This window comes from Nocardia sputi (genome assembly GCF_023501985.1).
In genome coordinates, this window is record NZ_JAMFLC010000019.1 from 1 (window position 1) to 20,395 (window position 20,395).

Consider the following 20,395-nt stretch of genomic DNA (forward strand, 5'->3'; position numbering starts at 1 on the left):
CGCCGCCAGCGTTCGTCCTGAGCCAGGATCAAACTCTCCGTTGAAGACTCACAACCACACCCCCGAAAGGGTGCAATCAGATCAAAAACTAGAGTCCGAAAACCTAGCAAAACAATCGCCAGCAAAAAGCTGACAAAAAATGCCCGACCCTCCACACGGGGAGTGCAAGAGCCGGAACCAAAAAATATTTGGCACTGACATTCATCGACACACTATTGAGTTCTCAAAGAACACACGCACACACATCCGGGCCGGTCTCAACCGAACCTTCTGTGAGGCAACTTTTCCAGTCTAAACACGTAGTCAACCGAAGTCAAGTCCTGCCGGATGACCCACGCCACTCTGTATATCAGGCGCTCCTCGTCCTACCTCGTTTCCCGGTCCATCCGCTCAGCGTCTCCGCTTCGCTTCTCGGCTCCGGGTCGGTGTCCGTGTCGCTCTGACTTGGACTAAGTTACGCGGCGGATAACGCTACGTCAAATCGCCTGAACAACTTAGCGTTTCCGCAGGTCAGAGGGCGGGATTCGGAGTGATTGGCGGCTTGAATCACACGGATGTGATTCAAGCCACCACGAGGTTACACCCCTGCCCGCAGAACTCCGGCGAGGTTCTTCTTGCCGCGCCGCAGGACGAGCCAGCGTCCGTGCAGGTAGTCGGCATCGGCCGGAGTCCAATCGATATCGGAGATCTTCTCGTTGTTCACCGAGGCGCCGCCTTCGTTCACCGCGCGGCGAGCGGCCCCACGGCTCTCGGACAAGCCGGTCGCGACCAAGAGATCCACGATGGTGTTCGGCTCGCCTGCCTTGACCTGCGCGACCTCGCCGTCGATCGCAGCTTCGCGCAATGCCGCGCCGAGGGTCGCCTCGTCCAGCTCTCGCAGTTCGCCCCGGCCGAACAGCGCTTGACTGGCCAGCTGCACGGCGCGCGTGTCGGCTTCACCGTGCACCAGGGTCGTCATCTCGGCCGCGAGCCTGCGCTGCGCTTCCCTGGCGTGCGGGCGTTCGGCGGTCGCCCGCTCCAGTTCGTCGAGTTCCTCGCGGGACAGGAACGTGAACCACCGCAGGTAGCGCACCACGTCGGCATCGGCGGTGTTCACGAAGTACTGGTACCAGGCGTAGGGGCTGGTCATCTCGCGATCGAGCCACAGGCTGCCGCCGCCGGTGGACTTGCCGAATTTCTTGCCGTCGGCGGAGGTCACCAGCGGAACGGTGAGGGCGTGCACGGACGCGCCGTCAACCCGGCGGTTGAGCTCGACGCCGGCGATGATGTTGCCCCACTGGTCGGAGCCGCCCACCTGCAGTGTGCAACCGTAGTTGCGGCGCAGCTGCAGGTAGTCGTTGGCCTGCAGCAGCATGTAGCTGAACTCGGTGTAGGAGATGCCCTCGCCCTCCAGTCGTCGCTTGACGGTGTCACGCGCCAGCATGACGTTCACCGAGAAGTGCTTGCCGACATCGCGCAGGAAGTCCACCGCGGACAACGGCCCGGTCCAGTCCATGTTGTCGACGATGACCGCACCGGTGGGTGAGTCGTCCAGGTCGACGAAACGCTCCAACTGGGATCGGATCCGTTCGGCCCAGCCGGCGACGGTGTCGGCGGAGTTCATGGTCCGCTCGCCGACGTCGCGCGGGTCACCGATCAGCCCGGTGGCGCCACCGGCCAGCACGATGGGGCGGTGTCCGGCTCGCTGGAAACGCCTCAGGGCCAGCAGCGGCACCAAGTGGCCCGCGTGCAGACTGGCGGCGGTGGGATCGAAGCCTGCATACAGGGTCAGCGGCCCGGCGGCCGCCGCCGCACGCAAGGCATCCAGGTCGGTGGACTGCGCGATCAGTCCGCGCCAGGTCAGTTCGTCGATGATGTCGCCGCTCACGCTGTCCTATCTTTCCGCACGAGGTCCACGGCCTCGTGCGGACCTCGGTGTGGTGGCACGGCGTGGACAGTTGCCGGACTCTCACCGACCGTCGCCGGCACCTGGGAGGCGCATCGACCTTGAACGCCTATCAGGTCGAGACTGCCGCGATGGCCGACTACAACGCGGCACGACGGCTGGTGGACCGAAGTCGACCGACCGTCCTCGTTCGCGTCTTCGCTCAACGAGACAGCGTTCCACGCACCGCGCGGCGATGCTGTCGTGCCGCTGGTAGGCGATCCAGGCGAACACCACGACCGGCACCAGCGGGAACGGCGCCAGCGCGGGTGCGCCCACGATGAATGAATGCCTGGGTGGCTCCCGCCGATGTCATGGTGACGGAGCGCCCGGCTGCGGTCGGACCGCTCAGCCGCGGCACCGGCAGCCCGACACCACCCGCGACCTCGATCAAGCCTGTGAGGTATCGGAGCCAGTCGCCGAAGCCGATCTCGTCGAAGATTCCCACGGCGTCGGCCTCACCGACGAGTTTCGGCAGCCCGAGGCGATGATCAGCAACAGGCCGAGCAGGATCCGGAGTGTCCACAGGATGCGATCGTCAGGCGGACTTCACGGCGGGCAGCGGAGCACGCGGACTGCGGCGGTACACCGACACCGCCCGCGAACCCGGAAGCCAGAACCGCCACGGCACGTCCGCCGCGCTGCTGACACCGACCCGCGGGCCGCTCGTGATCTCGGCGGCCTCGACCGGGCCGTTCAATTCCAACCGGATCGGCGATGACGGATCGAACAGTGGAGTTCCGTAGTCGCTCAACGTGATTCCCAACGCGCTGCCGAAGTTGCCCGGCCCACGGGCCAAGCCGAGATCGGAGCGCGCGCCCGGGCGACGCGCCCGTACGGTCTCGAGCCCCTCGATCACCTCGCCGGAGCGGATCAGCACGGCGCTGGCGACTCCATCCGGGCCGCTCGTCACGTTGATGCAGGTGTGCATGCCGTAGCTGAGATAGACGTACAGCACACCGGCAGGACCGAACATCACTTCATTGCGCTTGGTCCGGCCACGACCGGAATGCGAAGCCGGGTCCGGCCACGGCCCGGCCGGGTCGCCCCCGTAGGCCTCGACTTCGACGATGCGCACCGCGACCGGTCCCGACCGCAACGTGGCTCCGAGCAAGCGCCGGGCGGCGGCGGGTGGTTCGACGGCGAGTTCCTCGACAGTATGGGCACACACAGTCGCCATTGTCCTCGACGGCTCCGACATGGCTCGCCGAGCCACTGTGACCGCGGCGCGCAGCCCACACTCGGATCGATCACGCCGGAACCCTGGAGGGGTGCCGCTGAGCCGATCCAAACGGTCGGATCACCGAGGCAGGGTTCGCGGGTGGTGACGACCATAGGACAGGCGTACGGGCCGGGACGTGAGTCCCCGAGCTGTGTTCCGAGTCGGACGAGGCGATCGCACGGCGGCCGGACCACCCTGACGGTTGCGTCGCCTGCCGTCAGGGGCGGGACGGGGACGAAATAGGGACGCTCCCGGATGTGTTGGAGCGCCGTCGATTCTACCGTCGGTCCATGTCTTCGGATTCCCGGCCGCGCAGGTGGCGACGGTTGCTCCTGGTCCTCGTCTCCGTCGTGACTCTGCTGGTTCTGGCCATATTCGCCGGCGTGGCCCGGGTGTACGTCGAGGCGACCGTATCCACGGTCGGCAGTACCGACTTCCGGAACGAACTCGTCGTTCCTCCACTCGCGCCGTCCCGGCTCGGCACCGACGGAATTCGTACGTTCGAACTCGACATGCGACCGGGGCGGAGGGAATTCCTCCCGGGCCGGGCTACCGAGACCTGGGGTTTCAACGGCGACTACCTGGGTCCGACGCTGCGGGCGCGGCGCGGGGAGAAGGTGGCGGTCACCGTGCGCAACAACCTGCCGGAGGCCTCCACCGTGCATTGGCACGGTATGCACCTGCCCGCCGCGATGGACGGCGGCCCGCACCAGATGATCGCGCCCGCAGCGGCGTGGACGCCGACTTGGAGCATCGATCAACCCGCTGCCACGCTCTGGTATCACCCCCATCCGCACGGCGCGACCGAGAGCCATGTGCGCCGCGGATTGGCAGGCATGTTCCTGCTCGACGACGACGTGTCCACCGATCTGCCACTCCCCTCGACCTACGGCGTGGACGACCTGCCGGTGATCGTGCAGGACGTGAGATTCGACGGCGCGGCATTCGACTCCGCGCACAGGGTGTTCCGCGATGCCGGATTCCTCGGCGATCGGACGATGGTCAACGGGGCGCTCGCGCCCTACCGGAACGTCGCCGATGAACTCCTCCGCCTGCGACTGCTCAACGCTTCGACCGCACGCACTTACACCTTCGAGTTCTCCGACCTGCGCGTGTTCTTCCTCGTCGCCACGGACGGCGGCCTGGTCGAACGCCCCAGCAGCCTGGCTCGGCTGCGGTTGTCGCCGGGCGAGCGAGCCGAGATCGTGGTGCGGATGCGGCCGGGCGAGCGCACCGTGCTGCGCAGCGGCGAACTCGACGCCGGGCTCGATTTCTGGACCCAGCGTTTCTCCGGTGGGGACGACACCTTCGACCTTCTCGAACTGCGCGCGGCCCATACGCTGCGGCCCTCACCGGCCTTACCCGCGACGCTGGCTTCGCCCACCACGCCGGATGGCGGCGATTCGGTGCGGGAACGGCATTTCGACCTGAACCTGAGCGGGATCAACGGCACGCCGATGGATATGGACCGCATCGACTTCGCGGTCACTCGCGGCACCGCGGAGACCTGGGTGGTGCGCAACAACGACGGGATGCCGCACAACTTCCACGTCCACGACGTGCAGTTCCGCGTGCTCGCACTGAACGACGGCCCACCGCCGGCCGGGCCGAAGGACACCATCTACCTGCCCCCGGGGAGCACGGCGCGACTGGCCACGCGGTTCGACGGCCCGGCGGATACCGACTCGCCGTACATGTACCACTGCCACCTGCTCTGGCACGAGGACCTCGGGATGATGGGCCAGTTCGTGGTCGTGGACCCGGGCCAGGCAGCGGGCAGACCGCCGACACACCACGGCCACTGATTACTCGGTCCGGCGCTCTTGCCTGGTCAGCCCAGGCGAGATAAATTCATCACATAGTGAATTCAACACTCGATGAATTGAGGCGGCCGTGTCGCAACCCACCCCATCCCCCGCAGTCGAAGTACGGAACCTGCGGGTCCGCCGCGGCGGCCGGGAGGTCCTGCGCGACGTCTCGCTGACCATCCCGTCCGGTTCGATCACCGGGCTGCTCGGTCCGTCCGGGTGCGGCAAGACCACGCTGATGCGCTGCGTCGTGGGCACTCAGATCACGGAGTCCGGTGAGGTCACCGCGCTCGGCATCCCGGCGGGCTCCGCGGCGTTGCGCCACCGGATCGGCTACGTCACCCAGGCGCCGAGCATTTACAACGACATCAGCGTCCGCGAGAACGTCGCGTACTTCGCCGCGCTCTACGGCCGCGACCGCTCCGACGTCGACGACGCGATCACGGCGGTCGGCTTGACAGAGCACGCCGAGCAGCGCGGTGACGAGCTCTCCGGCGGCCAGAAGACGCGCGCGTCCCTCGCGTGCGCGTTGGTAGCCCAACCTCAGCTGCTGGTCTTGGACGAACCGACGGTCGGTCTTGATCCCGTGCTGCGGGTCGAGCTGTGGAAGCAGTTCCACGAGCTGGCCGCGAACGGGACGACCCTGTTGGTGTCCAGTCACGTCATGGACGAGGCCGAGCACTGTGACCGGCTGCTGCTGATGCGCGACGGTCAGCTGCTCGCCCAGCTCAGTCCCGACGAACTACGCGCGCGGACCGGGGAACAGAACCTGGAGACCGCCTTCCTCACACTGATCACGATGGGACAGAACGCATGACCGCCACCTCGGCAGCCGCGCCCCGGCGGACGCCCACGATGCGTCCCTACGCCGCGACCACCGGTCGCATCCTGCGGCAGCTGCGCAATGACCACCGCACCGTCGCCATGATCCTGGTGGTTCCCGCCCTGCTGATGACGCTGCTGTATTTCATCTACAAGGACACCCCGACCAACCCGATGAATCCGGTCTCGCTGTTCGACCGAGTCGGCATCAGCATGCTCGGCATCCTGCCGTTCATCGTGATGTTCCTGATCACCGCGATCGCCATGCAGCGCGAACGCACCTCGGGCACGCTGGAGCGGCTGCTGTCCACCCCGCTGACGAAACTCGACCTGCTCGCCGGATACGGCACCGCGTTCTCGCTGGCCGCCGCCGCTCAAGCGACCGTCGCCTGCCTGGTCTCCTTCGGGTTGCTGGGGCTCGGCGCGGCGGGCAGCCCCGGTTGGGTCGTGCTGATCGCGGTGGTCGACGCGGTGTGCGGGGTGGCCCTCGGCCTGCTGGCAAGCGCTTTCGCCCGCACCGAATTCCAGGCCGTACAGTTCATGCCGGTCGTGGTCGCACCGCAGATCTTCTTGTGCGGCTTGCTCGTTCCCCGCGACCAGCTGCCCGATTGGCTGGAGGTGATCAGCGACGTGATGCCGTTGAGCTACGCGGTCGATGCGCTGCAACAGGTTTCAGTGCATCCGGAGGTCACCGGTGCGATGTGGCGTGACCTGGCCATCGTCGCGGCATTCGCGATCGTCGCCCTGTGCCTGGGCGCGGCGACGCTACGACGGCGGACCGAGTGAGGGCAGGCGACGATTCCGGCGGTGCCGAGCGGCCCCTGCGCACCGGGCGTCGACCAGGGCGATCGGGCGCCCGCGAGGCCATCCTCGCGGCCGCCCGCGCGCGTTTCGCCGAGGCGGGCTTCGACAAGACCTCGGTGCGCGCGGTCGCCGCCGACGCGGGGGTGGATCCGGCCCTGGTGCACCACTACTTCGGCACCAAGCAACAGCTCTTCGCAGCGGTGGTGGAGCTGCCGGTGGATCCCGAGGCGACCTTGCGGATCCTCGATTCCGTGCCCCTGGAACAGTTGGGCGAGACCATCATTCGCGCGGTCGTGGGGGTATGGGACTCCCCGGCGGGTCCCGGTGTGGTCGCGGTGGTGCGCAGCATCCTGGCCGGCAACGACGACCCGGCGCTGGCCAGGACGTTTCTCTTGGAAGTCGTGCTGGAACGCGTCCGCCAGCGCATCGCCACCCCGGAGGACGACGGTCGCACCCGGGTCGCACTGGTGGCGTCGCAGATGATCGGCGTGCTGGTGGGCCGCAAAATCATCGGCGTCGAGCCGCTGGCCTCGATGCCCGCGGCCGACCTGGCGGCCACGGTGGGCCCGACGCTGCAACGCTATCTGACCGGTGACATCACGCGGAGACCGGCGTAAAGGTCACCGCTGCGCGGGCCGTCACTCCACGACTTCCACGACGTCACCCGGCCACAGGTACTCGTAAAACGCCTTCGCGCCCTCGTGGGTCATCCGGACGCAGCCGTGCGACTTCTTCTCGATCGGGCCGACGTGGAAGGCGATGTCGCCGTTGAAGAAGGTCGCGTACGGCATCGGAGCGTTGTGCATGGTGCTCCAATGGAACTCCTTCTTGAACGACACGCGGAAGACTCCGGGCGGCGTCTCGTATCCGGGCATCCCGTGCGAAATGGGGGTCGGGCCGTAGACCACCTTGCCCTCGTCCATCAGCCAGGCTTCATCCGTCGACAGCCGCATGCACGCACGGGCCGCCGTGGAACACGGCGCGACCGGCGGCGGGGGCGGAATCAGGGCGGGCATACCCGGAATGTCCGGTCCACCCGGCCAGAGCGGTTCCGCCTGCGCGGGCGCCGCTACGACCAATCCCGCCGCGGCCGCGCAGGCAATCGCACATCGAGCTGTCCAGTTACGTAAACGCGAGCTGCTCATTACGTTCCCGACCTCTCTCCCCATACGCCACCTGTGCCGCTCGTCAGGCTGGCCGCACCGCCCCTTTGCTGGAGCGAATGGACCGTCTCGAGGTGCAAATGATCATGGCGGACCCGGCTTCAAACGGTCAATGGAGGCAAAACGACCGTGACTCATCCGTTGCCCGGGGGACGCCCCGACCGCCGCGAGGCAGACGGGAGAGGAATGGCAGCAGGACGTGCGGAGGATCAGGCGTCGGCCTGCGCGATGAACGCGTCGTGTTCGGCGTCGGTGACGTCCCTGGCTTCGTCGACGAGCAGGACCGGGATGCCGTTCTCGATCGGGTATGCCCGGCGCAGGCGCGGGTTGTAGAGCAGCGCGCTGCCGTCGGCGGCACGGACCAGCCGCAGCGGTCCCTTGTCCTGCGGGCAGGCCAGCAGGCTCAACAGTGTGGCGTCCAGGGTGGTGTGCTCAGGCATACGAGAAAACCTACCTCCCGGGCGGACCGGACCGAGAACCGTCCACACCGAGCGCCGGCGTCCGGCGGAACGAGATGTGGCGATGCCCGAAGAAGCTGGCGCCGGCCACCAGCGCCATCACCGCGACCGCCGACGGGATGCGCGGCAGATGCAGGACCGACACCCCCACCTGGAGCAGCGCCATGTTCAGCGCCAGCCCGCCGGAGTTCACCGCGACGAAGGCGAAGAAATCGCGCCTCAGGCGTCCGCGCACGCGGAACACGAGGGTCCGGTGCAGGAGGAACGCCACGACGACGCTGACGCTGTAGGCCAGGGCGGGTGCGACGGCGGCGGGCACCCGCTCGCCCAGCACCGCCAGCCACGTCACCGTCAAGACCATGCCGAGGCCCGTGTTCACCATGCCCACGAGGGCGAACGCGATCTCTTGACGTCGCACCAATCGCAGCAGCGGACCGGGATCGGCGGGAAGCGGCGTGGTCTTTTCCGCCACGCCGGTGAGCCGGGCGTCCGTCACGAAGGCCCGAGGCGCCTCCGTCACACCCGCGACGTCGCGCCGCATACCCGTCGTCGGCGCGCCGACTCGATCCGCCGCGCCCCCGTTCATCGGACGGCGTCGGCCAAGTCGGTCTCCGGTGTCACGGCCGTGTCGCCCGGGGACGGCGCGTCACCTGCTTCGACCGATCGGTCCGGCCGCCGCCTGCCGCGCCGGTACACCCACTGCAGCAGCGCGATGCCGAGCATCCCGAGCAGCGCCGCGGCGACGCCGATCCGCCAGCCGGGCGGCTGCCAGGACAGCACCAGCTCACCGGAGCTGCCAGCCGGAAGATCGACCGCGACAAAGGTTTTCGCCACCAGGGTGGACGGGATCTCGCGGCCGTCCAGCGTCACCCGGTAGCCCGGCCAGCCGAGCCGCGCGAAGACGACCCGCCCGCCCTCCGGCGAACTCACGCGGACCCTGCTGGTCGTGTCCGATTCGGCGACCGATGTGGCCGTCACGCCCTGGACGGCCGCGACCCGGCCGTCGCGGGCCGAGATCAGGCCGTCGATGCGTTCCAGCACCGCGATGTACTTCTCGTGCCCCGGATAGTCGACCCACCTCCAGCCGGAGGGCGCGGGCTGGTCGCGCGCGTCCGGATACAGGGCGCGATGCAGCACGACCCGATCGACTTTCATCAAGTCGACGATGGTCCGGCCGGTGGTCGGCTCGGCGGCGAAGGCGCGCCGGTAGGCGTCCGGGCAGACGCTGGTGTCCCATCGCATGCACAGCGTCTCGCCGAACCAGTAGTGCCCGTTGGGGGTGTACCCGCTGACGTAGGTCAGCTCGAGATTTTTGGCGTAGTTGCCGAAAACCAGCGAGCCATACGCACCGGAGAGATTCCGTTCCGCCGGCGGGATGAGCATACGGTCCCCGAGTTGGAGCGTTGTGCCCGCGAAATCGGGGAACGCGGCCTTCATCTCCGACCGGTTCTCCGGCAGATTCCAGCCCATCGGCGTCGGTTGCGCGGCCGACACCTGCCAATACGCGATCGGGAACACCGAAACGACGACCAGCGCGCACGCGGCCGCCGTGCCGTGGCTGCGCCCGAGCCAGACCGCCACCGCGCCGAGCGCGGCCACACCGAGCGCCGCGAGGACGTGCCCGACCACCTCCTGCGGGGCGGCCGAGAACGAACGCGCCCACAACAGGCCGATGAGCACCGCGGCCGCGATGCCACGCCGCCGCCGGTCCTGGAAGGTCGCGAAGCGGCCCAGCAGCACGCACACCAGTACCAGCAGGCCGAGCGCGACCATCGGCAGCACCCGGGCGGGCCAGCGCAGCGGGCCGATCGCGCCGGGCCCGGCTGTCCACATCAGCGCCATCACCGCGAACAGCGCGGGCGCGACGAATTCGCGCGCGGCGCGCAGCGCCCGGGGCCAGTCGACGAAGGCCAACGCCGGAATCAGGAACCACGCGATGTAGACCACCGGCATCGGCTGCACGTACCCCCACCAGGAATTGAAGGCGGGCAGCGAACTGGGCAGGCTGGCGTTCAACGACTCCGACCACGGCACCGTGAGGAACTGGTCGTTGTTGATCTGCGCGGTGCCGCGCCAAGTCACCTTCGCCGACAGCATGCTCGGCAGGTAGGTCGCCAATCCGGCCAGAGCCGCACAGGCCGCGACCGTGAGCAGGCGCAGGGAGGGCCGCCACGCCTTCTGATGGACGAGTTCGCCGATCGCGACGGCGCCCACCATCAGACCGGCCTCGACCGCGGGAAAGATGTACTGCACCGAGATGGCCAGGTACAGGAAGACGAACGTCGGAATCGGCCCGCTGCGCCCGCGGGCGTACCGCACCCCCGAAGCCCACGCGTGCGCCATCCAGGCGGTGCCGGTGAACGCGGTCATCCAGCTGGCTTCGTCGAAGAACAGCAGCCATCCCGTGAACGGCATGGCGACGCCGGCCACCGCCGCCCAAGGGGCCTTCGCCCCGTAGGCCGAACAGATCCGATAGACGCCGAGCGCGAGGATGATCGCGAAGATCAGCTTCACCACGGTGGCGTACAGCGCCAGATTGTCGACCGACGGAGCGATCAGGTCGATCAGCAGTTGCGGCGGATTGAGCAGACCGGCTTCTTCGATGGCGTAGTTGCCTGCCATCCAATGCTCGGGCACCAGCGCGGGAAAACGTCCCTCGCGCAGATACCGGCCGAGCATCACCCAGAGCGGGGCGTACTGCGACTCCGTGTCGTCGGTATAGAAATGCCGGGAATTGGCTAGTAGAACGGCACCGTATCCCGCGATCACCCCGAGCGCCGTGATAGCGCCCCATGTGAGATCTTCTCGCGAAGGAAAGGTTCGACGTTCGGCCACGAGTCACAGACCATACCCGCAACTCGGCGCCGTTCCGGCAAGCCAGTGCCGGAAGGCCGTCGGCGAAGGCGCTATCCGGTCGCGTGCGCCGACGGGGTCTCCGGCCTACGGCGGAACGAGATGTAGCGATGGCCGAAGAAACTGGCGAACGCGACCAGCCCCATCACCACGACCGCCGCCGGAATCCGCGGCAGGTGCAGCACCGAGACGGCCAGCGACAGCAGCACCGTGTTCATCAGCAGCCCACCGGAATTCACCACGACGAAGCCGGCGAAGTCGCGCAATACCCGGCCGCGCACCCGGAACACGAGGGTTCGGTGCAGAACGAAAGCGACGACGATCCCCATGCCGTAGGCCAGCACCACCGAGACGGCGGGCGGCCACGCGTCACCGAGCACCGCGAGCCACGCGACCGTCAGCCCCATGCCGAGCAGGGTGTTGCACGCGCCGACCAGGGCGAATGCCACCTCCTGACGACGGACCGCCCGCACCAGCAGGCCTGCCTCGGGCTCCGGTGCCGCCGCGCCGGGATCCGCGACCACGGGACGCGCGTTCGTCTTCACGAAACGACGTCCGCCAATTCGCGATCCGTCTCGGCGGGTTCGGCGGCGCCGGTCTGCTCCGGCTGCTCGCGTCGCCGGGAGCGGATATACAGCCACTGCAGAACGCCGAGGCCGAGCACGCCGGCCAGCGCGGTGGCGATGCCGATCTTCCAGCCCGGGGGACGCCAGGTCAGCACCAGTTCGGCGTTCTGGGTACCCGCGGGAACCTCGACGGCGACGAAGGACTTGGCGACAGTCGTGATCGGAAGAGACTCGCCGTTCAAGGTGACGCGGTATCCCGGCCAGCCCAGCCGGGCGAACACGACCCGGCCGCCGTCGGCCGAGGACACGCGGACGCGGCTGGTGGTGTCGGTTTCGGATATGGACGTCGCGGTCACGTCGTCGGCGGCGGCGACGCGGCCGTTCTTCGTCGAGACGAGTCCGTCCACCCGTTCCAGCACCGCGATGTAGCGCTCGTGACCGGGATAGTCCACCCACTTCCAGCCCTCGGGCGCCGGTTGGTTGCCCGCGTCCGGGAACAGCGCTCGTTGCAGCACCACCCGGTCCAGCTTCATCAGGTCGACCAGCGGCCGTCCCGTGGACTGCTCCGGCGCGAACATCCGCCGGTAGGCGTCCGGGCAGACGCTGCCGTCCCAGCGCATGCACAGCATCTCGCCGAAGTAGAAGTGACCGCTCGGGGTGTAACCGTTCACATAGTCGAGTTCGACGCCGCGAGCGTAGTTGCCGAAGACCAGTGACCCGTAAGCGCCCTCGACGCTCTTGTCCTGAGGCTGCAACAGACCGCGGTCGCCGAGCTGGATCGAGGTACCCGCGAAGTCCGGGAACGCCGCCTTGGCCTCCGATCGCTTCGCGGGCAGGTTCCACGACATCGGAGTCGGTTGCGCGGCGCTGACCTGGAAGTACGCGATCGGGAACATCGCAAGGACGGTGAGAGCGCAGACCGCCGCGGTCCCCTTGGTTCGCCCGAGCCACACCGCCGCGGCCACCAGGGCGGCCAGCGCGAGCGCCGCGACTACGTGCCAGATCGCGTCGTGCGGGTCGGCGGAGAACGAGCGCACCCACAGCAGCAGGATCAGCACGCCCGCCGCTGTGCCGCGGTTCTTCGGGTCGCGCACGGTCCCGTAGCGGCCCAGCAGCACGCACACCAGCACGAGCAGGCCGATGGCCAGCATCGGCAGCACGCGCGCCGGCCAGCGCAGCGGTCCGACCGAGCCGGGACCCGCGGTCCACATCAGCATCATGATCGCGAAGATCGCGACCGCGCTGAGTTCCCGCCAGGACTCCTTGGCCCGGCGCCAGTCGATGAACGCCAGGGCGGGAATCAGGAACCACGCGATGTAGGTGACCGGCAGCGGCTGCACGTAACCCCACCACGAACTGAACGCGGGCAGCGAACTGGGCAGGCTGGCGTTCAACGACTCCGACCACGGCACCGTGAGGAACTGGTCGTTGTTGATCTGCGCGGTGCCGCGCCAAGTCACCTTCGCCGACAGCATCGACGGCAAGAAGGTCAGCAGACCCGCGAGCCCGGCGCAGCCCGCCGCGAGGGTCAGCCGGAGCACCGGCTGCCACTTGCGCTGGTACACGAGTTCGCCCACGGCCACCGCCACCAGCATCAGCACCGCTTCCACCGCCGGGAAGATGTACTGCGTCGAGATGGTCAGATACAGGTAGACGAAGACGGGGACGGGCCCGCCGAGACCGCGCGTGTAGCGCACCGAGGCCGCCCAGGCGTGCACCAGCCACGCGGTGCCGGTGAGCGCGGTCATCCAGCTGGCTTCGTCGAAGAACAGGAAGAAGCCCGACAGCGGCAGCGCGATGCCCGCCACCGCCGACCAGGCCGGCCGCCCGCCGTAGGCGAGGCAGACGCGGTACACCCCGAGCGCTGCGATGATCGAGAAGATCAGCTTCACAACGGTGGCGTACAGCGCGACGTTGTCCACCGAGGGTGCGATCAGATCGATCAGCAGCTGCGGCGGATTGAACAGTCCCGCGTCGTCCATGGTGTTGTTGCCCGACATCCACTGTTCGGGGACCATGACCGGGAACTCCCCCGCGCGCAGCGCACGGCCCAGGCCGACCCACAGCGAGGTGTACTGGGACTCGGTGTCGTCGGTGAAGAAATGCCTGGCGTTGGCCAGCAGGACAGCGAGGTAACCCGCGACCACTCCGAGCGCGGTGATGACCCCCCACCGGTAGACATCTCGCCGCGAATAGACATCCGGCCGCGAGCCGAGCACTGCACTGTCCGTCACGAGTTCCAAACCCTACAGGGCGGCTGTGCGGTTGGCATCGCTCGTGGACGCCGCCAAGATGGGGGCATGATCAGCTGCTCCGGTGGCCGCGTATCGCACCGTGCTAAAGTCCACACCGGTTCGGGCTCTGCAGTTCTGCAACGAGTACCGGCACGCACCGTCATCGAAAGTCGATCCAGCTGATGCCGATTCCCCCCGCCCGTACATTCCGTTCCGGCGCCCCCGCCACGAACGGTGACCCGGCACGGCCCGGCGTGGATCGGCCGCACCGGGTGTCGGTGGTCGTGCCGGTGTACCGGGGTGAGGACACGATCGCGGGTCTGGTCGCCGAACTGCACGATCTCACGCGCCCCGTCGAGACGCCGGGCGGCACCACGTTCACGGTCACCGAGATCATCCTGGTGCACGACCACGGCCCCGACCGTTCCGACGTGGTACTGCAGGAACTGCAGCGAACCTATCCCACGGTGCGCACCGTCTGGCTCAGCCGCAACTTCGGCCAGGACGCCGCCACGATCGCCGGGATGTCGGTCGCGGCCGGTGACTGGATCGTCACCATGGACGAGGACGGCCAGCACGATCCCCGCTTCATCAGCACGTTCCTGGACACGGCCTTGGCGCAGCGAGCCGACCTGGTCTACTCCAAGCCGAGCAACACCAGGCCGCACGGATTCCTGCGCAATCTGACCTCGCGCGGAGCCAAGCTGGTGCTCGCGACGCTGTTCGCGTTCCCGGATTCCACCCGGTTCGAAAGCTACCGGCTCATCCGTGGGGACATCGGCAGGCAGCTCGCCGAAGTCGCCTCCAACGGCGTCTACCTGGACGTCGCGCTGACCTGGGTGGTCGGCGCCGTCGCGCAGGCGCCGGTGGTGTTGCGGGCCGAGGGCAGGGAGGAGTCCGGCTACAACTACCGTCGCCTGTTCTCGCTGTTCTGGAAGATGGTCCTGTGCAGCGGCACCCGCGGATTGCGGCTGGTCAGCCTGCTGGGCGTCACGCTGGCCCTGGCCGGCGTCGTGATGGCCGCGATCGTCGTCTTCGAAGCGCTGACCACCGACGGCTGGGCACCCGAAGGCTGGGCCTCCACCATCGTGGTGCTGCTGCTGTGCTCCGGCGCAGTGCTCTTCTCGCTCGGGCTCATCGCCGAGTACCTGGGCGTGGCCCTGCACATCCTGGTGGGCAAACCGCTCTACCTCACCGTCGAGACGCCGACGCCGCGTCCGGCCGACACTTCGGAATTGACCGCGACCACCGCCAGCAGGGGGACCGACCGGGTTGAGCACTGACCGCGTCATCTTCAGCCGCCCATTCCGGGCGCGCCGGGAACTAGCGAACCTGGAGGCCGTGCTGGCCTCCGACCACAGCCATGGCGACGGACAGTTCACCGCGTCGGCCACCGCGAAGCTGAAGGCGATCACGGGCGCGCCGCACGCCCTGCTCACCACCTCCTGCACGTCCGCGTTGGAGATGGCGGGCCTGCTGCTGGAGCTGGGCCCCGACGACGAAGTGATCGTGCCCAGCTTCGCGTTCACCTCCACCGCCACCTCGATGGCGCTGCGCGGCGCCACATGCGTCTTCGCCGACATCGATCCGGCAACCGGCAACCTGGACCCGGCGTCGGTGGCCGCAGTGATCACCGAGCGGACCAAAGCCGTGGTGGTCATCCACTACGGTGGCGTCGCCGCCGACATGGACGGGTTGCTGGCCCTGGCGAACGCGCACGGCTTCGCCGTCGTCGAGGACAACGCGCACGGGCTCGGCGGCACCTGGCGCGGCAGGCAGCTGGGCACCATCGGCACGATGGGCACGCTCAGCTTCCACGACACCAAGAACGTGCACTGCGGCGAGGGCGGCGCGCTGCTGCTCACCGACGAGATCCTGATGGCGCGCGCCGAGATCATCCGGGAAAAGGGCACCGACCGTGCCCGGTTCCTGCGCGGAGCAGTGGACAAGTACTCCTGGCAGGACATCGGCTCCAGCTATCTGCCGAGCGAGCTGAACGCGGCCGTGCTCGACGCGCAACTGGACGAGTTCGACACCATCCAGGCCGGACGGCACCGGGTGTGGGACGCCTACGCCGCCGCCCTCCCGGACTGGGCCCGCCGCAACGACGTGCGCCTGATGTCCGTGCCCGCCGATCGCGGGCACACCGCGCATCTGTACTACCTGCGCACCCCGACCGAGCGACGCCGCGACGACCTCATCATGCACCTCGCCGCGCAGGGCATCTCCGCCCCGTTCCACTACATCCCGCTGGACTCCAGCCCGGCCGGCTTCAAACTCGGCCGCACTCCGCGACCGTGCGCCCGCAGCGCCGAGTTCTCCGGAACCGTCGTGCGCCTGCCGCTGTGGCCGGATCTCACCGACGCGCAGGTAGCCCGCGTCGTGGACGCGGTCACCGCGTTCACCGTGTGATCGCGTCGTCGCGATAGACGAGACCCGATCACGGCTTACGCGGTGAGGACGTAGAGCTTCTCCCTGCCGCCCGCGATCAGGGATCGCCGTGCCACGCGCGGCGCGTACGGCGTGAAGAACTCGTCCAGCGTCTGCTCGGTGAAGCGGTGCGCCTGCTCGCCGTCGCCCGCGTCGGTGAACCGCTTGCCGATCGTGGCGAGGACCGGATTGTCGCTGGTCGCCAGGTTTCGGACCGGTTCGGCGACGATCACGTGCTTGCCCGCGGCCGCGAGCATCCGATCGAGGAGGGGGCCCGGCTCGGGGAGGAAATGATAGAGGCTGGCCTGCATGATGACGTAGTCGGCGGCGGGCAGTGCGTCATCCGAACGCAGGTTCCATACCCTGCCCCGTCCGCCCGCTTCGTTCACGCGCGCGACGAAACGCTCGTTCAGGTCCAGGCCCGTGTAGTCGACCGACTTGCGGCGCAAGTAGCGGGTGTAGAGCGTCGCAGGTCCGCAGCACAGATCCACCACGCTCGCTCCCTCCGGGACGAGCTCCGCGATAGCGCGATACCGAGCCGTGTAGTGCCTGCCGTACAACCCGCGCATCAGCACCTCGTAGACGGTCCCGTTGCGGTAGATGAGGCTCGTTCTCACAGGCACTCACTATGCCATCGGTCGGTGAATCCGGCGCTTCGGCAACGTGAATCGCGTCAATCGCCGAGCAATGTGTGTGCTTGGTCCTCGGTGAGGATCTCGTAGGCATCGGAAGCCCGGTTGTACCACCAGGTGTCCGGTCCCGGCTCGGGGCGCCCGGCCGCCTGCACCGCACGGGCGGAGGGGCGGAAGGACGAGCTGCGGGGAATGTCGTTCACCACGTACACCAGGTCGGGCCGCTGATCCGGTTCCAGCGCGCGCAACGCCTCGGTGACGTCCTTCGGTTCCAGGTGGAAGCCTTCGCGCACGCTCACTGCGGCCACCGCGATGCAGTGGTCACCGACATTGAGGCCGTAGGTGACTTCCATGTCGACCGCGGTGATGTCGTTGAGCACGTCGACGATCGGCTGCCCGAACACCGGCCCGCGCCGGGTGTGGATCACCGTGTCCGTGCGGTCGATCAGCCAGTAGTCGCCGTCGCTGTCGCGGCGGAACAAATTCTCCGTCGGCATCCAGGAGTCGCCCGCCGTGAAGACCCCGCGCAGGCCGCCGGCGGAGATGTCGATGCCGTCGGACGCTTTGCCGATCAGCAAGCCCACCTCGTTGTCCGCGCAGCGCCGGGCGAAGCCCGAGCCGTCGACCAGAACGCGCTCGGTGAGCGGATCGTAGGCGACCAATTCCACCTTCGCGGTGCCGGGAACCGGCCTGCCCTTGCACCCGCGCTTCTGACCGGCCACATTGGCCAGCACCACGTCGCCCTCGATCGAAGCGTAGAACTCCAGTACCCGGGCGGGTTCGAACTGCTCGACGGTGCGCCGCCACAGCCCGGCGGGCATACCGGAGCCGATGAACAACCGGATGGGGTGGCGATGACCGGCCGGGAACACCTCGGCGTCGAGGATGTCGCGCAGCATGGTCCAGGTGTAGGTGACGACGGTGACGCCGTAGCGGTGCACCTCCTCGGCGAAGCGCTCCGGATTCAGCGACCGGGCCAGCGCGATCCGGCTCCCGCCGGCGACCGCTCCGCCGAGACTGACCAGCAGCCCGGAGGAATGATGCAGCGGGGCGAGGCAGTACACCGTGTCCTTACGGTCGAGATCAGCCGTGGTCGCGGTACCGAACGCCGACAGCGCCCAGCGATGGTTGGTGATGTACTTGGTCTCCAGTCGGTCGCCGGTGCCGGTGACGAGCACGAACGCCAGCTCCCGCGCCAAGCCCGGATCGGGCCGGTACCACGCGGGCAGCTGCACCCGGGCCGGGTCGATCTGCTCGAGGTCGATCAAGCGATCCCCGGAGGGCAGGGACAATTCGCGGGTGTCGCCGCCCCCGAGCACCAGCACCCGGGCGCCGGTCTCGGCGGCCTGCCGCAGGTTCTCCGGGTCGGCGATCAGGGTATCCACGCCGGTCAGCTCGATCGCGCGGCTCAGTTCGCTGTTCGGGGCCAGCAGCACCGCCACCGCGCCCAGCCGCGACAGCGCCGCGACAGCGGCCAACGCGCTCGGCCGTGTCTCCATCACCAGGCCGACCCGCATGGCGGGACGCACGCCCACCGAGATCAGGCCGCGCACCACGTTGTCGATGCGCGTGTTGACCGCCGCGTTGGTGTGCACCCGGTCGTCGAACAGGAACAGGTCCCGCCGCGGCGCGCGCCGCGCCTGCTCGGCCAGCAGTCGGCCGAGTGATACCCGGGTGTGCGGCTGGATCATGCCCAGTCGGGTCAGCCTGGGTAGTGCCCGTGCCGCTTCGCCGGCCAGTTCGATCGAGCCGCGCACCGTGTTGTTCGCGATGCCCTCGAGTGCTTTGCCCACCCCGGTGCCCGCCTCCGCCAGCGTCGCGGCGGTGTGCACCACCCGGGTCGCCGCCGACCGGGGGCGATTGCTCGCCACATGCTCGGCCATCGGCACGATCTCCGGGGGCAGCGGCTTGTCGCCGTCCATCCACTCGACCCACTGCCGCACCAGCGGCCAGGTGTGGTTGGTGGCCGTGCTTCCGGCCACGAGGCCGAAGTGCCCCGCCACCAAGGTCGCCTCGTAGACCTCGGCGTTGGGCGCGGCCCGCACGATGCCGCGCACGGCGGCGGGCTGTCCGATGTCGTCCACCTCGCCGACGAACGCCAGGATCGGGCATTTCAGCTCGGCCAGCGAGATCGGCTGATCGCGGATCACGAAACCGCCGAGCATCAGCCGGTTGTGCGCGACGAACTGCTTGAGCAGGTCCGCCGCGGCGGGGCCCGCGTAACCGACCCAGCCGTCGCTGTTGAGGAAACGGCGCTGGCGCTCCTTCGGCAGCAGCGCCTCCCGGTCGTGCAGCTGACGCAGGAAATCGATCCTGGACTTGGCCGTCTTCACCGGGTCGAGCAATTGGAAGCCGATCCGCACCATGGAGTCGGTGATCGGCAGCCGGGTGACCACGTGGTCGGCCAGGAAGTCGGCGACGTCGGAGACCATGCCGTAGGGCAGTCCGAACGGCATGCCCGCGACGATGTCGACCGGGCTGCCGAAGGTCACGATGCTGTCCACGCCCTTGCCGTACCGGTAGGCGGCGGACTGGTAGGCGAACATGCCGCCCTGCGAGTAGCCCATCAGGTGCACGCCGCTGCCGGTGGCCTCGTTGACGGTGTCGATGGCGCTGTTGACGGCGAGCACGTGGTCGGCGAGGTCGCGTTGCCAGCCGCCCTCCTCACTCGCGGGCGAGCCGAAGTCCACCACCCAGCAGTCGACGCCACCGCGGTGCAGGATCCCGACGGCGCCGTCCTCGGCGTTCACGTCCCAGATGTCGGCGTTCACCATGAGCGGCGGGACCAGCAGGGCCACCGGACGGCCGGGGGTGGCGTCGTCGGGGAAGTAATGGCGCAGCCGGTACATGCGTCTGCGCTCCACGACTTCGAACGGAGAGGACGCGACGTCATGGGTCAGCCCGCCGAAGCGGATGACCTCCAGGCCGTTCTGCGCGGTCGCCATCAACCGCTGCACCGAGCCCACCACATCCTTCGCATTCAACTTCACCATCGCTCCTGGCCCTACCTAGAACGTGACCCGCATCACACACCGCGAGGTGTTCAGACGAGCTTCCCATACCACCTGTCCATTATGTGTCCGCTGTGACACGACACATGCATGGATGCCGCGGTCGGCTTCCATGACGTTTACGCATCGGCTCGTGAACGGCGCCCGGCGAACGTGCGAGGCACCGGGAAACCGACAGCGGAGAGTCACCGGTGCGCCTCGGTGGGCACGCCGCCCCCCTGAGCGAATACCGACCCACCCTACCCAGGGAGACGAGCCGCTCCCGGCACAGCCACGCACACGTCAGCCATGGCTGAGCCCGATCTCTTGATAAGCGAACGAGCGCGCCGGTGGGAGCCGCCTGCGCATTGCCGGTGGGTCGCCGCGGTGGTCTGGTCATCACATCGAGTACGACGCCCGACCACAGGGCAGGAGGCATCGATACAGAGAGCTGATCATGGGCAATCGCAAGGCAATTGGCAGATTCAT

The 20,395-nt window shown here is 68.3% G+C and carries 17 protein-coding genes; 6 read left to right on the forward strand and 11 right to left on the reverse strand.

What is annotated here, in order from left to right; translation table 11 throughout:
- Nucleotides 1-577 precede the first annotated feature (577 nt).
- The 3 genes from tyrS to M8859_RS23940 form a co-directional block, all read right to left on the reverse strand.
- Nucleotides 578-1,867 (reverse strand): tyrosine--tRNA ligase, encoded by a 1,290-nt coding sequence (tyrS, locus tag M8859_RS23930; protein WP_159924011.1) that lies wholly within the window; start codon nucleotides 1,865-1,867, stop codon nucleotides 578-580.
- A 220-nt stretch (nucleotides 1,868-2,087) separates the two neighbouring features.
- The gene (locus tag M8859_RS23935; RefSeq protein WP_308221227.1) at nucleotides 2,088-2,450 is read right to left on the reverse strand and encodes a DoxX family protein; all 363 of its coding nucleotides are present in this window, start codon (nucleotides 2,448-2,450) and stop codon (nucleotides 2,088-2,090) included.
- Between the two features lie 12 nt (nucleotides 2,451-2,462).
- A complete protein-coding gene (locus M8859_RS23940) occupies nucleotides 2,463-3,104 on the reverse strand; it encodes a DNA-3-methyladenine glycosylase (protein WP_159924009.1) in 642 nt (213 codons plus the stop codon).
- Nucleotides 3,105-3,436: 332 nt separating this feature from the next.
- Here M8859_RS23940 and M8859_RS23945 point away from each other — a divergent pair, with 332 nt between their 5' ends.
- From M8859_RS23945 to M8859_RS23960, 4 genes are all read left to right on the forward strand, one after another.
- Nucleotides 3,437-4,951 carry a multicopper oxidase family protein gene (locus M8859_RS23945; protein ID WP_249644851.1) on the forward strand — a complete coding sequence of 505 codons (1,515 nt, stop codon included), beginning with the start codon at nucleotides 3,437-3,439 and terminating at the stop codon, nucleotides 4,949-4,951.
- Nucleotides 4,952-5,039: 88 nt separating this feature from the next.
- Nucleotides 5,040-5,771, forward strand: a complete 732-nt coding sequence (locus M8859_RS23950) for an ABC transporter ATP-binding protein (protein WP_249644852.1) — start codon at nucleotides 5,040-5,042, stop codon at nucleotides 5,769-5,771.
- A complete protein-coding gene (locus tag M8859_RS23955) occupies nucleotides 5,768-6,562 on the forward strand; it encodes an ABC transporter permease (RefSeq protein WP_159924003.1) in 795 nt (264 codons plus the stop codon). Before M8859_RS23950 ends, M8859_RS23955 begins: the two co-directional genes overlap by 4 nt.
- Complete coding sequence (locus M8859_RS23960) at nucleotides 6,559-7,197, forward strand: TetR/AcrR family transcriptional regulator (protein ID WP_159924001.1); 639 nt, start codon at nucleotides 6,559-6,561, stop codon at nucleotides 7,195-7,197. The genes M8859_RS23955 and M8859_RS23960 overlap by 4 nt, the downstream gene beginning before the upstream one ends.
- A gap of 21 nt (nucleotides 7,198-7,218) precedes the next feature.
- Here the strand turns inward: M8859_RS23960 and M8859_RS23965 are convergent, their stop codons facing one another.
- The 6 genes from M8859_RS23965 to M8859_RS23990 all read right to left on the reverse strand — a co-directional run bounded on the left by M8859_RS23965 (nucleotide 7,219) and on the right by M8859_RS23990 (nucleotide 13,767).
- Entirely contained in the window at nucleotides 7,219-7,596 is a 378-nt protein-coding gene (locus tag M8859_RS23965; protein WP_236565434.1) for a L,D-transpeptidase, read from the reverse strand.
- A gap of 356 nt (nucleotides 7,597-7,952) precedes the next feature.
- Nucleotides 7,953-8,183 (reverse strand): Trm112 family protein, encoded by a 231-nt coding sequence (locus tag M8859_RS23970; protein WP_159923997.1) that lies wholly within the window; start codon nucleotides 8,181-8,183, stop codon nucleotides 7,953-7,955.
- 10 nt (nucleotides 8,184-8,193) lie between these two features.
- Nucleotides 8,194-8,697 carry a GtrA family protein gene (locus M8859_RS23975; protein WP_236565433.1) on the reverse strand — a complete coding sequence of 168 codons (504 nt, stop codon included), beginning with the start codon at nucleotides 8,695-8,697 and terminating at the stop codon, nucleotides 8,194-8,196.
- 86 nt (nucleotides 8,698-8,783) lie between these two features.
- Nucleotides 8,784-10,970, reverse strand: coding sequence for a hypothetical protein (locus M8859_RS23980; RefSeq protein ID WP_372492938.1), 2,187 nt, complete (start codon nucleotides 10,968-10,970; stop codon nucleotides 8,784-8,786).
- A 137-nt stretch (nucleotides 10,971-11,107) separates the two neighbouring features.
- On the reverse strand, nucleotides 11,108-11,599 hold the full coding sequence (locus M8859_RS23985; protein ID WP_223516971.1) for a GtrA family protein: 492 nt from the start codon (nucleotides 11,597-11,599) through the stop codon (nucleotides 11,108-11,110).
- A complete protein-coding gene (locus M8859_RS23990; RefSeq protein WP_236565437.1) occupies nucleotides 11,596-13,767 on the reverse strand; it encodes a hypothetical protein in 2,172 nt (723 codons plus the stop codon). Before M8859_RS23990 ends, M8859_RS23985 begins: the two co-directional genes overlap by 4 nt.
- A 269-nt stretch (nucleotides 13,768-14,036) precedes the next feature.
- On the opposite strand from M8859_RS23990, the gene M8859_RS23995 reads away from it, so the two are divergent.
- Together M8859_RS23995 and rffA are read left to right on the forward strand one after the other, a co-directional pair.
- Complete coding sequence (locus tag M8859_RS23995) at nucleotides 14,037-15,137, forward strand: glycosyltransferase (RefSeq protein ID WP_159923993.1); 1,101 nt, start codon at nucleotides 14,037-14,039, stop codon at nucleotides 15,135-15,137.
- On the forward strand, nucleotides 15,127-16,266 hold the full coding sequence (gene rffA / locus M8859_RS24000) for a dTDP-4-amino-4,6-dideoxygalactose transaminase (RefSeq protein ID WP_159923991.1): 1,140 nt from the start codon (nucleotides 15,127-15,129) through the stop codon (nucleotides 16,264-16,266). Before M8859_RS23995 ends, rffA begins: the two co-directional genes overlap by 11 nt.
- A 35-nt stretch (nucleotides 16,267-16,301) precedes the next feature.
- Here rffA and M8859_RS24005 read toward each other — a convergent pair whose 3' ends face one another.
- Nucleotides 16,302-16,901 carry a class I SAM-dependent methyltransferase gene (locus M8859_RS24005; RefSeq protein ID WP_159923989.1) on the reverse strand — a complete coding sequence of 200 codons (600 nt, stop codon included), beginning with the start codon at nucleotides 16,899-16,901 and terminating at the stop codon, nucleotides 16,302-16,304.
- Between the two features lie 56 nt (nucleotides 16,902-16,957).
- A complete protein-coding gene (locus M8859_RS24010; RefSeq protein ID WP_249644854.1) occupies nucleotides 16,958-19,909 on the reverse strand; it encodes an acyl-CoA synthetase in 2,952 nt (983 codons plus the stop codon).
- Nucleotides 19,910-20,395: the final 486 nt, after the last annotated feature.